We start from the raw sequence: 12,505 nt of genomic DNA on the forward strand, positions 1-12,505 counted from the left end.
GTGACGACCGAGCGACACCGCAATCCCATTGGCGGCCACGTCCCCGTAGCAGGGGGACTGGCCGCCACTGGCATTTCCTACGCAGATGACATCGGGGCGGAGGCGGTTCAGGTTTTCGTCGCCAATCCACGCGGCTGGGCGACGAACTCCGGCTCCCCGCAACAGGACGAAGAATTCCGTGCATCGTGCGAGGAGAGAAACCTTCCCGTATTCGTGCACGCTCCCTACCTCATCAATCTCGGCTCCCATACGGAGGCCACGGCCCGCAACTCGGTTTCCTCGCTGCGCCATTCGCTCCGCAGAGGGCGCGAGATCGGCGCTTCCGGCGTCGTGGTGCACACGGGCTCGGCCACGGGCGGCCGCACGAGCACCACGGCGCTGGCACAGGTGGGGCGGCTGCTTCTGCCGTTGCTGGAGGAGCTGACGCACGAGGACGACCCGTGGCTGCTGCTGGAGCCCACGGCGGGCCAGGGGTTCTCGCTCTGCTCGCGGGTGCGGGACCTCGGGCCGTACTTCGAGGTCCTCCGGCATCACCCCCGGCTCGGCGTCTGCCTCGACACCTGCCACGTCTTCGCCGCCGGGCACGACCTGGCGGCGCCGGGAGGGGTGAAGCGGACACTGGACGAGCTGGAGTCGGTGACCGGCCCGGGCCGGCTCAGGCTCATCCACGCCAACGACTCCAAGGATGTCGCCGGTGCCCACAAGGACCGCCACGCGAACATCGGCTCCGGCCACATCGGTCCGGGCCCGTTCGCCGGCCTCATGACCCACCCCTCGACCGAGGGCGTACCGCTCGTCATAGAGACCCCGGGCCGCAAGGAAGGCCACGCGGCGGACGTTGCACGGCTGAAGGAGCTGCGGGAAGGGGGAAACTGAACCTGCGGCAGGACGGCGGGTTCCCTGACCGAAGGCGGCACGCGCCACCTGCCCACGCGTTCGCCGTCGTCTTCCTTGTCACGACGCCGATGAAACGGTGGATGACCGGCCGGGGCAAGACCCACGCGGTGCTGCACGCGTACCACCGACCGGCGGTGCCACCACGGCCTCCTGCCACTGACAGCTACAGCTCCGGCCCCTCGCCGGGCTCCTCCTGGTAGGAGTAGCGCTGTTCCTTCCAGGGGTCGCCGATGTTGTGGTAGCCGCGTTCCTCCCAGAAGCCGCGGCGGTCCGTGGTCATGTACTCCACGCCGCGCACCCACTTGGGGCCCTTCCACGCGTACAGGTGCGGCACCACCAGCCGCAGGGGGAAGCCGTGTTCGGCGGTGAGCAGCTCGCCCGCGCGGTGGGTGGCGAAAAGCGTCGTCGCGGCGGCGAAATCCGGCAGCCTCAGGTTGGAGCTGAATCCGTACTCCGCCCAGACCATGACATGGGTGACATCGTCCGCGGGAGGCGCGAGTTCCAGCACGGTACGGGCGGGCACACCGCCCCACTCGGCCCCGACCATGCTGAACTTGGTGACGCAGTGGAAGTCCGCGACGACCGTCTCGTACGGCAGTGCCGAGAACTCCTCGTGGTCCCAGGAGTGCTTCTCACCGTCGGCGGTCGCTCCGAAGACCCGGAAATCCCAGCGGTCGGGCTTGAACTTCGGCACCGGCCCGTAGTGCGTGACCGGCCAGCCGCGCTGGAGCCGCTGGCCCGGCGGAAGCGGTTGCTGCTCCCCCTCGGCATTCTGCGACTGGCCCATCCCTCCATGGTGACAGACCCTTCCGAAGCCGCTTACCGGCACCCCGGCCGCGGGGTCTTCAAGGGGTTTCCGGCCGCCCAATTCCGGCGCTTTCGGTAAGCCTTCGCTTACTGGACCGGATTGACGGCACGGTGCGAGGATGCGCGGGCGCGCACACTCACCTGGCATTTTCCTCTTGGAAGGAGTCCGCACCATGCAGGGCGACCCCGAGGTCATCGAATTCCTCAATGAGCAGCTGACGGCCGAACTGACCGCTATCAATCAGTACTTCCTGCACGCCAAGATGCAGGAGCACTTCGGCTGGCCCAAGCTCGCCCGGTACACCCGTGCTGAGTCCTTCGACGAGATGCGTCACGCCGAGCGGCTCACCGACCGCATTCTGTTTCTCGACGGGCTTCCCAACTACCAGCGACTCTTCCACGTCAACGTCGGTCAGACCCTGGTCGAGATGTTCACGGCGGACCGGCAGATCGAAGTCGAAGCCATCGACCGTCTGCGGCGCGGGGTGGAGGTCATGCGGGCCAAGGGCGACATCACCTCGGCGAACATCTTCGAGGACATCCTCGCCGACGAGGAGCACCACATCGACTACCTGGACACCCAGCTCGAGCTGGTCGAGAAGCTGGGCGAACCGCTGTACATCGCGCAGCTCGTGGAGCAGGAGACCCCGTCGGAGGGCTGAGGTCAGGCGGCTTCGGCCACCGAGGCGGAGGACGGGACGGGCGCGCGGGCGGGCTCCTCGACGGCGGTCTCCAGCTGACGGCCCGGGCATCCGCCGCGTCCGAGAAGCCCCTGGATGCGGCGCACGCACGAGCCGCAGTCCGTCCCCGCCTTGCTCAGCGAGGCGATCTGGCGCGGCGTGCTGGCCCCGGCCTCCTGGTGCTCACGGACTTGCCGGTCCGTGATGCCGAAGCAGGAGCATACGTACACGCGGTCCTCCCGGTCGGGCTCGTACCCCGGGCGCCGTTACGGCAGTGTGCGCTCCGGACGACGCTCAGGTTTGATGAGGTTAACCTAACCTTAGCTGCCGTACTGCGTCCACAACAGAGAAGCGGGGCCCGCATCGATGTGATGCGGGCCCCACTTCTGCGCACCAACGTCGGTGCCTGCGGCCTCAGCGGCCCTCCGGATGCCGTCCCCTCCGGATCCCGGGCGAGGCCGGATCACCGGCTGCGCCGGCTCACTGGTCGCGGTACATCTCCGCGACCAGGAAGGCCAGATCGAGCGACTGGCTGCGGTTGAGGCGCGGGTCGCACGCCGTCTCGTAGCGCTGGTGCAGGTCGCCGACGAAGATCTCGTCGCCGCCGCCGACGCACTCCGTGACATCGTCACCGGTCAACTCGACGTGGATGCCGCCCGGGTGCGTGCCCGCGCTCTTGTGCACCTCGAAGAAGCCCTTGACCTCGTCGAGGACGTCGTCGAACCGGCGGGTCTTGTGCCCGCTCGCCGCCTCGAAGGTGTTGCCGTGCATCGGATCGCAGACCCAGACCACCTGGGCGCCCGAGGCGCTGACCTTCTCCACCAGCGTGGGCAGCCTGTCCCGCACCTTGTCGGCTCCCATGCGCGTGATGAACGTGAGCCTGCCCGGCTCCCTGTCCGGGTCGAGCCTGTCGATCAGCGTGAGGGCCTCTTCGGGCGTCGTCGTCGGACCCAGCTTCACACCGATCGGGTTGCGCACCTGCGAGGCGAACTCGATATGGGCGCCGTCGAGTTGGCGTGTGCGCTCACCGATCCAGACCATGTGCCCGGAGACGTCGTACAGCTTGCCGCTGCGCGAGTCCGTACGGGTCATGGCCGACTCGTAGTCCAGCAGCAGCGCTTCGTGCGACGAGAAGAACTCGACGGTCTTGAGCTCCTCCGGGTCCGTGCCGCACGCGTGCATGAACTTCAGGGCCTGGTCGATCTCGCGGGCCAGCGCCTCGTAACGCTGGCCCGAGGGCGAGCGCTTCACGAAGTCCTGGTTCCAGGCGTGAACCTGGCGCAGATCGGCGTAGCCGCCGGTGGTGAAGGCGCGCACCAGGTTCAGCGTGGAGGCGGACGCCTGGTACATCCGCTTCAGCCGCTCCGGGTCGGGCGTGCGGGCGGCCTCGGTGAACTCGAAGCCGTTGACCGAGTCGCCGCGGTACGACGGGAGAGTCACACCGTCCCTGGTCTCGGTGGGCTTGGAGCGCGGCTTGCTGTACTGACCCGCGATCCGGCCGACCTTGACCACCGGCACGGACCCCGCGTACGTCAGCACGGCGCCCATCTGCAGCAGGGTCTTGAGCTTGTTCCGGATGTGCTCGGCGCTGACCTGGTCGAACGCCTCCGCGCAGTCCCCGCCCTGGAGCAGGAACGCCTCGCCCCGCGCGACCGCGCCCAGCCGGGCACGCAGCTGGTCGCACTCGCCGGCGAAGACGAGGGGCGGATAGGACTCGAGCTCGGCGACCGCCGCACGCAGGGCGTCACGGTCCGGCCACTCGGGCTGCTGCGCGGCGGGAAGGTCTCGCCAGGTTCGGGCACCGGCGTCGGGGTTGGCGTTCGCACTCACGCGCCCCAGGTTACGGGGTCGTGCCCGGCCCCTTTCGCCGTGCCCGGGTGCTGAGACGGAAACCACTCGCACGCGGACTGCGGGGTAGGCTCGCGTCATGTTCGCGCAGCTCGTCCTCCTGCCTCCGGCAGGGGCAACCCGGGCCGACTGGTGGTGGACCGCTCATCCGGCGGCCCACTGACTGCGCGCGAACACGAGACAGCGACAGACGCGAAGGCCGCCCGAGGGGCGGCCTTCGGTGTGTGCACGGCCGTTCCCTCTCCGCGTGACTCCGCGCATCCCAGGAAGGAACGCCCGATGAACCGCCGCCGCACCGGTGCCGCCCCCGGCACCTCACACCCGGCTCCCGCGAGCACATCACCGTCCGCCCCGTCGTCCGGCCCGCCCTCCGTCCCGCCGTCCGCGCCCGAGCTGCTGCGCCGGCTGGCGCGCGAGGACGCCCCGCCCTTCGCGCTGCTGCGCAGACGCACCCCGGGCCGACGTCACGACACCGTCGAGGTCCTGACCGGGCCGGTCCACGAGGCGGCGCGGCTCGCCGACATCCCGGACGCCGGTCACGGCGCCCTCGCCCTCGTGCCGTTCCGGCAGATCCGCGAGCGCGGCTTCCGCGTGCGGGACGACGGGACGCCGCTGGCCGTACTCGTCCCGCGCGAGGTGCACGAGCTGCCTCTGGACGACGTCGCGGCGGCGCTGCCCTCGCACCGGGTGCGGGTGGAGGACGGTGCCTTCGACGTGAGCGACGAGGAGTACGCACGGACGGTGCGCCGCGTCATCGACGACGAGATCGGCACGGGCGAGGGCGCCAACTTCGTTGTGCGCCGAACCTTCGAGGGGCGCATCCCGGGCTTCGGCCGCCGCGACGCGCTCGCGCTCTTCCGGCGGCTGCTGAGCGGGGAACGAGGCGCGTACTGGACCTTCGTCGTGCACACCGGCGAGCGGGTTCTCGCCGGGGCGAGCCCCGAGGCGCATGTGCGGATGACCGGCGGCACGGTGGTGATGAACCCCATCAGCGGCACCTACCGCTATCCACCGGGCGGCCCCTCAGCGGAGGGCCTGCTGGGCTTCCTCGCCGACCGCAAGGAGAGCGAGGAGCTGTCCATGGTCGTCGACGAGGAGCTGAAGATGATGTGCACCGTCGGCGACATGGGCGGGGTCGTGGTCGGTCCACGGCTGAAGGAGATGGCGCACCTCGCGCACACCGAGTACGAACTGCGCGGGCGCAGCACCCTCGACGTGCGGGAGGTGCTGCGCGAGACGATGTTCGCCGCGACGGTCACAGGATCGCCCGTGGAGAACGCGTGCCGCGTCATCGAGCGCCACGAACGCGGCGGACGGGGTTACTACGCGGGCGCGCTGGCACTGATCGGCCGCGACGCGGGAGGTGCCCAGACCCTCGACTCCCCGATCCTCATCAGGACCGCGGACGTGGACGCGGAGAGCGGCCGGCTCCGCGTACCGGTGGGTGCGACGCTGGTCAGGGCCTCGCAGCCGGACGACGAGGTCGCCGAGACCCACGCGAAGGCCGCCGGCCTCCTCACGGCGCTGGGCGTACGCGAGGCTCCCGCGGGCAGAGCGCAGGCAGGGCAGCGGCCGCCCCGCCTGGCGGACGATCCGCGCGTGCGGGCGGCGCTCGCGGCCCGGCGCGCGGACCTGGCGCCGTTCTGGCTGCGGATGCAGACGGGCGGCGAGCCGGACGCGGGCCTGCCGCACGGAAAGTTCCTGGTGGTGGACGGGGAGGACACCTTCACGTCGATGCTCGCCCATCTGCTGCGGACCGCGGGTGCCGGGGTGGAGGTGCGGCGGTTCGACGATCCGGGGCTGCGGGACGCGGCGCTCGCGCACGACGGTCCGGTCGTACTCGGCCCCGGCCCGGGTGATCCGCGCGACGGGACAGATCCGAAGATCCGCCTGCTTCGCGGGCTGACGGCCCAGTTGCTGCAGCACCACCGGCACGGCCTGCTGGGGATCTGCCTGGGGCACGAACTGCTCGCCGCGGAGCTGGGGTTGGAGATCGTACGGAAGGCACGGCCTTACCAGGGCGCGCAGGAGACGGTCTCCGTCTTCGGACGGGACGAGACCGTCGGCTTCTACAACTCCTATGCGGTGCGCTGCGGTTCGCAGGAGGCACGGCGGTGGGAGCGGGCCGGCCGGCCGCACCGGGTCGAGGTCGGCCGCGACGCCGCCACGGGCGAGGTCCACGCGCTGCGCGGCGCGACGTTCGCGAGCGTGCAGTTCCACCCGGAGTCGGTACTGACGCTGGACGGGCCGGGGATCGTGAGGCGGCTGCTGGCGGCCCTTCCGGTGGGCGGCGCGCGGCACTGACACCCGTGCCGGACACCGTGAGCCCGGGCCCACCCTCACAGGGAAAGCCCGGGCTCATGTGCGCCGGAGCGCCACCGGGCCGGAGAGCCACCGGCGTCCGGCGGGGGCTCAGCCGAAGAAGACCTCGGCCTCCTCGTACAGCTCCGGGTCGACCGTCTTCAGCTTGGCGGTGGCCTCCGCGATCGGCACCCGGACGATCTTCGTGCCCTGGAGGGAGACCATCTTGCCCCAGTCCTCGTCGCGTACGGCGTCGATCGCGTGCAGCCCGAAGCGGGTGGCCAGCCAGCGGTCGAAGGGAGTCGGGGTGCCGCCGCGCTGGATGTGCCCGAGGACGGTCGTACGGGCCTCCTTGCCGGTGCGCTTCTCGATCTCCTTCGCCAGCCACTCGCCGACACCCGAGAGCCGCACGTGCCCGAAGGAGTCGTGCGAGTCGTCCTTGAGCACCATCTCGCCGTCCTTGGGCATGGCGCCCTCGGCGATGACGACGATCGGGGCGTAGCTCGCCTTGAAGCGGGACTCGACGTAGCCGCACACCTGGTCGACGTCGAAGCGCCGCTCGGGGATGAGGATGCAGTTGGCGCCGCCCGCCAGGCCGGAGTGGAGGGCGATCCAGCCCGCGTGCCGGCCCATCACCTCCACCACGAGTACGCGCATGTGGGACTCGGCGGTCGTGTGGAGCCGGTCGATGGCGTCGGTGGCGACGTTGACGGCGGTGTCGAAACCGAAGGTGTAGTCGGTGGCCGACAGGTCGTTGTCGATCGTCTTGGGCACGCCGACGCACTTGACGCCGAACTCGTCGGTGAGCCGGGCGGCGACGCCCAGCGTGTCCTCGCCGCCGATGGCGATGAGAGCGCCGACGTCGTGTTTGACAAGGTTGTCCTGGATGCGCTGTACGCCGTTCTCCTCCTTGAACGGGTTCGTACGCGACGAGCCCAGAATCGTCCCACCGCGGGGCAGCGTGCCGCGCACGGCGGGGATGTCGAGCTGAACGGTGTCGCCCTCCAGCGGCCCCCGCCAGCCGTCCCTGAACCCGACGAAGTCGTAGTCGTACCGCTGGACGCCCTTACGGACGACGGCCCTCATCACCGCGTTGAGCCCGGGGCAGTCGCCGCCACCGGTCAGCACTCCGACCCGCATGGGATCTCCCTTCTCATCGCCGCGCTCGTGCATACGCGGCCTGTAGCAACTGCGGCCACGCTAGCGGTGATCCACATCACCAGGCACAGGGCGCGGAGAGGTTTTCCGATCAGTTACCGAGCGAGGGAGGCCCGGCCGCGGCATCACTCCTCGTCGAGGCCGCGCCGGATGGCGTACCGCACCAGCTCGACCCGGTTGTGGAGCTGCAGCTTGCCCAGGGTGTTCTGCACATGGTTCTGGACTGTGCGGTGCGAGATGACCAGGCGTTCCGCGATCTGCCGGTAGCTCAGCCCCTTCGCGACGAGCCGCAGCACCTCGGTCTCCCGCTCGGTGAGCCGCGGCGCGGCGGGCTCGTCGGAATCCGCCGCGGGCACCGGGTCCGACGCGAGCCTGCGGTACTCGCCGAGGACGAGGCCCGCCAGGCCCGGTGTGAAGACCGGGTCGCCCACGGCGGTTCTGCGCACGGCGTCCTGCAGCTCCTCCATGCTCGCCGACTTCACGAGATAGCCCGTCGCCCCGGACTTCACCGCCTCCAGCACGTCGGCGTGCTCGCCGCTCGCGGAGAGCACCAGCACGCGCAGCCCGGAGCCGGCACCGACCAGACGGCGGCACACCTCGGCCCCGGGCAGGCCGGGCAGGTTCAGATCCAGCACGAGCACATCGGGGGCGGCCGCACGGGCGCGGCGCACGGCCTGGGGGCCGTCTCCCGCCGTCGCGACGACCTCGAAACCCGCCTCGCCCAGGTCCCGCGCCACCGCGTCCCGCCACATCGGGTGATCGTCGACGACCATCACCTTGACCGGGCGCTGCGGCCCGTCCCCGCCGTCCGCGGTGTCCGGGGCGTTCTGCCCGTTCTTCCCCTTGCGCCCGTTGCCCGGGTCGCCGCCCCGGCTGCCGGCGTTGCACGGGTTGTTCGCGTTGTTCCTGTCCGTCATTGCCCCCGCCGTCTTCTCTTCGTCATTCCGTACGGCTGCGGACCTGCTTCGGCACCCGCAGCTCAACCTCCGTGCCCTGGCCGGGAACCGAGATCAACTCGGCGCTGCCGCCCAGGTCACGCAGCCGCCCCCGGATCGAGAGGGCGACCCCCATCCTTCCCTCGGCCTCCGCGTCCGCGAGCCGCCCGTCCGGCAGCCCGGGGCCGTCGTCCCGCACCGTGACCAGCACTCCGTCCGGCTCGTCCTCCAGAAGGATCCACGCCTGGGGCGGTTCGCCGTCCGGACCGCCCGCGTGCTGCCGCACATTGTCCAGGGCGGCGCTGACAGCGGCGGCGACTTCCTGCGCGGTGGCCGCCGGCAGCGGCACGGGCGTGCCCGGCCCGACGAAGGTCACGCGGGCGTCCGAGTACGGCGAGAGCAGCGCCCGCAGATCGCACTCGGCGGCGGACTCCTCACCGCCGTCCCGCCCGGCCTTTCCGGTGGATCGCCGTGCCGCGCGTGCGCCTCCGCCCGCGTCCGGCGCGGAAGGGGCAGGCACCTGCGCGGTCTCCCGCGAGACGAGGCTGCGCAGAGCCACCTCCTGCTCCCCCGCCATCCTGCCCAGCTCGGCCGCCTCGCCGCCGATCTCGGTGCCGCGTCGCTGCACCATGGCGAGGACCTGGAGCACGCTGTCGTGGATGTCGCGGGCGAGGCGCTCCCGTTCGCGGGTGGCCGCCTCGATCTGGAGGGCCTGGGCGAGGGTGCGCTCACTCGCCCTGGCCACCTCGGTGACGTAGCCGATGCCGATGCTCGCCACACACACCAGCAGCACGTTGTGGAGGGTGGGCCGCGTGACCGCGCCCTGTTCGACGATGTTGGCGGCCCCGACCACCGTCGCCGCGACCGCGCCCCAGCGCCAGCCGCCCTTGATGGCGAAGGCCAGCACCGGTCCCGCTACCCAGATGGTGGGGAGCGTGGGCCCGATGCTGCCGTGCGCGTCGACGTGGACGGAGGCGAGGATGCCCGCGACGCCGAGCGTGATGTCGACGGCGAGGAAACCGTTCGTGCAGCGCCTGGCGGAGCGGACCTTGGGAATCGTGGCCGCCGTCCAGACCGTCAGCACTCCCAGATAGACGGCGCCCACGAGTGGATGGGCGAGACGGTCGTACGCCCACGCGAAGACCGCCAGCGCGTAGCCGATGGCCAGCAGCCGGTAGCCGGTCAGTGCCCGCCACAGCGGCTGTTCCACGGACATTCTCAGGACCATCTGCTGCGGCCCGCCCCCCTGCTTTGCCTGCGTCTGTCTACGCCGCGCCTGCCTGCGTCTGTCTACGCCGCGCCTGCCTGCGTCTGTCTACGCCGCGCGGTCACGGTCGTTCCGCCGGCGCCTGGCCGCCGCGAGCATTGCTCCCGGCCGCACCGGGCCGGTCCTCCAGGAGTGCGCGGCGCCGTCCTTTCCCGCTTCCCTCCCGGGGTCCTGCTCCTCCCCGTCCTTCGCTCCGGCAGCGTCCTCCGCGGCCTTCGCGGCCTTCTCCGCCTCCGCGTTCCGCTTGGCCTCCTCGGCGAGTTGGCGCTTGGCGGCGGTGGCGTACATGTCGACGTACTCCTGGCCGGACAGCCTCATGATCTCGTACATGACCTCGTCCGTGAGGGCACGCTGGATGAAGCGGTCGTTCTCCATGCCGTGGTAGCGGCTGAAGTCCATCGGCCTGCCGATCCTGATGCCCGGACGCATCAGCCGGGGCACGACCTGCCCCGGCGGCTGGATCTTCTCGGTGTCGACCATCGCCACCGGCAGCACGGGCGCTCCGGACCGGAGCGCGACCCGCGCCAGCCCTCCCGGCTTGCCGCGGTAGAGCCGCCCGTCGGGCGAGCGCGTGCCCTCGGGGTAGATGCCGAACAGCTCGCCGCGGGCCAGCACTTCGAGGCCGCTGCGGATCGCCGCCTCTCCCGCGCCGCGTGCGCCCGAGCGGTCCACGGGAAGCTGTCCGACCCCCTTGAAGAAGGCCGCGGTGAGTTTCCCCTTCACGCCCGGCGACGTGAAGTACTCGGCCTTGGCGATGAAGGTGACCTTGCGGTCGAGCACCGCGGGCAGGAAGAAGGAGTCCGAGAAGGACAGATGGTTGCTGGCGAGAATCGCCGGACCTTCTTCGGGTACGTGCTCAAGCCCCTCGACCCAGGGCCGGAAGGCAAGCTTGAGCCCGTTGCCGACCGACAGTTTCATCGCTCCGTAGAACAACCCGAGGACCTCCTGTTTCCGACACGGTGACTTTATCTCCCCGTCGCGGAAGCAGCGCTCCTGCGTCGGGCAGTGCTGAACTACCCGGTCCCCACGCCCCACGCGTAGGCTGGCAGTCGCACGCCCCGAGCGGGCACCGCGGGAGCAAGCACCACCTTCACAGCGCCGACCGACTCGATACCGACCGGCTGGAGGCCGACGTGTCCATACTTCCCGGGGCCGAGCCCATGCGTCATGACGGGTCGGAGACCGGTGTCCTGGTGTGCCACGGGTTCACCGGCTCCCCCCAGTCGGTACGGCCGTGGGCGGATCACCTGGCCGCGAAGGGGCTCACGGTCTCGCTTCCGCTGCTGCCGGGCCACGGCACCCGCTGGGAGGACCTGGCCGTGACGGGATGGCAGGACTGGTACGCCACGGTGGACCGCGAACTCCGCAGGCTGAGCAGCCGCTGCGAGCAGGTCTTCGTGTGCGGTCTGTCGATGGGCGGCGCCCTCGCCCTGCGACTGGCCGCGTACCACGGGGACGCGGTCAGCGGCGTGGCCGTGGTCAATCCCGCGATGACGTTCCCGCGGTGGCAGGGGTACGCGCTGCCGCTGGGCCGCTTCGTCGCCCGTTCGGCGAAGGGCATCACCAGCGACATCGCCAAACCCGGCTCCACGGAGGTCGGTTACGAGCGGGTGCCGACCCAGGCCGCATACTCGCTCCGCGACTTCTTCCGCCGTGTGCGCGGCGAACTGCCGCAGGTGACGCAGCCTCTGCTGGTCATGCGCAGCAGGACCGACCACGTGGTGCCGCCGGGCGACTCCGCGCTGGTGCTCAGCAAGGTCTCGTCGAGCGACGTGACGGAGACCGTCCTCGAGGACAGCTTCCACGTGGCCACTCTGGACCACGACGCGGAGCGCGTCTTCGCGGACTCCCACGGATTCATCACCCGGCTCGCAGCGAGGAAGACGGAGACGGCAGGCGATGGAGCGTAACCCCGGCGCGGAGGACGACGGCCACGGCGAGGACGACCCGCTGCGCGCGGAGGGCGGCCACGAGGAGCACGGCCGTGACGGGCTCCGCAAGGACGAACCCGACGACGGCGCGGCACCGGTGCCCCTCGACGAGAATGCCGCCTGGGAGCAGATCGTCGCCGCGTACGGGGACCACCCGGAGGCCGAGGACATGGCACCGGCGGATTCCGGCGGCGACGCCCGCACCGGCACCGCCACGCGTCCCGCGCCCCGCCCCGACGGCGAGAGCGAGGGCGACGACGGGCCCACGCCGGTGCGCAGCTTCACCGTCTACTCGGCCGGTTCCGGCCCCCGCGACTGGAGCCTGCCGGCGTCCGACGACGAGCCCGGCGGCGCCCCCGAGGAGGACGACGAGGGCCACTTCGTGCCGCCCGAGCCGCCGCCGCTGCCGCAGTCCGACACCACGGGCAAGTTCGCCTGGCTCGCGGTGCTCGGAGGTCCGCTGCTTCTCATCTTCACCGTCCTCTTCCAGCAGGAGCTGACCTGGTGGATCGCGACGCTGGGGGTCGGCGGATTCCTCGGCGGATTCGGCACCCTGGTGGCACGGATGCGCGACGGGCGCGACGAGGACGACTGGGACGACCCCGGACGCGGCGCCGTGGTCTGAACGCGGTGCTCGGACCGTGGTCTGAACGGGGCGGCCTGAAACGGGGTGACCTCAAC

At 71.1% G+C, this 12,505-nt stretch carries 12 protein-coding genes; 5 read left to right on the forward strand and 7 right to left on the reverse strand.

Going from position 1 to position 12,505, the window contains the following annotated elements:
* The gene (locus EV375_RS05800; protein WP_130298490.1) at positions 1–876 is read left to right on the forward strand and encodes a deoxyribonuclease IV; all 876 of its coding nucleotides are present in this window, start codon (positions 1–3) and stop codon (positions 874–876) included.
* Positions 877–1,060: 184 nt separating this feature from the next.
* On the opposite strand, the gene EV375_RS05805 is transcribed toward EV375_RS05800, so the two are convergent.
* Positions 1,061–1,684, reverse strand: coding sequence for a sulfite oxidase-like oxidoreductase (locus EV375_RS05805; protein WP_130298491.1), 624 nt, complete (start codon positions 1,682–1,684; stop codon positions 1,061–1,063).
* Positions 1,685–1,877: 193 nt separating this feature from the next.
* Here EV375_RS05805 and bfr point away from each other — a divergent pair, with 193 nt between their 5' ends.
* Complete coding sequence (bfr, locus tag EV375_RS05810) at positions 1,878–2,366, forward strand: bacterioferritin (RefSeq protein WP_130298492.1); 489 nt, start codon at positions 1,878–1,880, stop codon at positions 2,364–2,366.
* 2 nt (positions 2,367–2,368) lie between these two features.
* Here bfr and EV375_RS05815 read toward each other — a convergent pair whose 3' ends face one another.
* Positions 2,369–2,614 (reverse strand): (2Fe-2S)-binding protein, encoded by a 246-nt coding sequence (locus EV375_RS05815; RefSeq protein ID WP_130298493.1) that lies wholly within the window; start codon positions 2,612–2,614, stop codon positions 2,369–2,371.
* Positions 2,615–2,864: 250 nt separating this feature from the next.
* Complete coding sequence (locus EV375_RS05820) at positions 2,865–4,214, reverse strand: class II 3-deoxy-7-phosphoheptulonate synthase (protein ID WP_130298494.1); 1,350 nt, start codon at positions 4,212–4,214, stop codon at positions 2,865–2,867.
* Positions 4,215–4,511: 297 nt separating this feature from the next.
* Here EV375_RS05820 and EV375_RS05825 point away from each other — a divergent pair, with 297 nt between their 5' ends.
* Entirely contained in the window at positions 4,512–6,536 is a 2,025-nt protein-coding gene (locus tag EV375_RS05825; RefSeq protein ID WP_130298495.1) for an anthranilate synthase family protein, read from the forward strand.
* Between the two features lie 108 nt (positions 6,537–6,644).
* Here the strand turns inward: EV375_RS05825 and EV375_RS05830 are convergent, their stop codons facing one another.
* From EV375_RS05830 to EV375_RS05845, 4 genes are all read right to left on the reverse strand, one after another.
* A complete protein-coding gene (locus EV375_RS05830) occupies positions 6,645–7,673 on the reverse strand; it encodes a 6-phosphofructokinase (protein WP_130298496.1) in 1,029 nt (342 codons plus the stop codon).
* A gap of 143 nt (positions 7,674–7,816) precedes the next feature.
* Complete coding sequence (locus EV375_RS05835; protein WP_055485645.1) at positions 7,817–8,464, reverse strand: response regulator; 648 nt, start codon at positions 8,462–8,464, stop codon at positions 7,817–7,819.
* A 166-nt stretch (positions 8,465–8,630) separates the two neighbouring features.
* A complete protein-coding gene (gene macS / locus EV375_RS05840) occupies positions 8,631–9,842 on the reverse strand; it encodes a MacS family sensor histidine kinase (protein WP_130298497.1) in 1,212 nt (403 codons plus the stop codon).
* Positions 9,843–9,941: 99 nt separating this feature from the next.
* The gene (locus tag EV375_RS05845; protein ID WP_130298498.1) at positions 9,942–10,826 is read right to left on the reverse strand and encodes a lysophospholipid acyltransferase family protein; all 885 of its coding nucleotides are present in this window, start codon (positions 10,824–10,826) and stop codon (positions 9,942–9,944) included.
* 200 nt (positions 10,827–11,026) lie between these two features.
* Here EV375_RS05845 and EV375_RS05850 point away from each other — a divergent pair, with 200 nt between their 5' ends.
* Positions 11,027–11,803, forward strand: a complete 777-nt coding sequence (locus EV375_RS05850) for an alpha/beta hydrolase (RefSeq protein WP_055485528.1) — start codon at positions 11,027–11,029, stop codon at positions 11,801–11,803.
* On the forward strand, positions 11,793–12,449 hold the full coding sequence (locus tag EV375_RS05855) for an ICP22 family protein (protein WP_486588310.1): 657 nt from the start codon (positions 11,793–11,795) through the stop codon (positions 12,447–12,449). The genes EV375_RS05850 and EV375_RS05855 overlap by 11 nt, the downstream gene beginning before the upstream one ends.
* Positions 12,450–12,505 lie beyond the last annotated feature (56 nt).

This window comes from Streptomyces sp. CNZ301 (genome assembly GCF_004217425.1).

Bases quoted from the DNA above. Each gene is read 5' to 3' on its own strand.
- EV375_RS05835 (WP_055485645.1), bottom strand. From the start codon at position 8,464: ATGGTCGTCGACGATCACCCGATGTGGCGGGACGCGGTGGCGCGGGAC.
- EV375_RS05805 (WP_130298491.1), bottom strand. From the start codon at position 1,684: ATGGGCCAGTCGCAGAATGCCGAGGGGGAGCAGCAACCGCTTCCGCCG.
- macS (WP_130298497.1), bottom strand. From the start codon at position 9,842: ATGTCCGTGGAACAGCCGCTGTGGCGGGCACTGACCGGCTACCGGCTG.
- EV375_RS05825 (WP_130298495.1), top strand. From the start codon at position 4,512: ATGAACCGCCGCCGCACCGGTGCCGCCCCCGGCACCTCACACCCGGCT.
- bfr (WP_130298492.1), top strand. From the start codon at position 1,878: ATGCAGGGCGACCCCGAGGTCATCGAATTCCTCAATGAGCAGCTGACG.
- EV375_RS05830 (WP_130298496.1), bottom strand. From the start codon at position 7,673: ATGCGGGTCGGAGTGCTGACCGGTGGCGGCGACTGCCCCGGGCTCAAC.
- EV375_RS05855 (WP_486588310.1), top strand. From the start codon at position 11,793: ATGGAGCGTAACCCCGGCGCGGAGGACGACGGCCACGGCGAGGACGAC.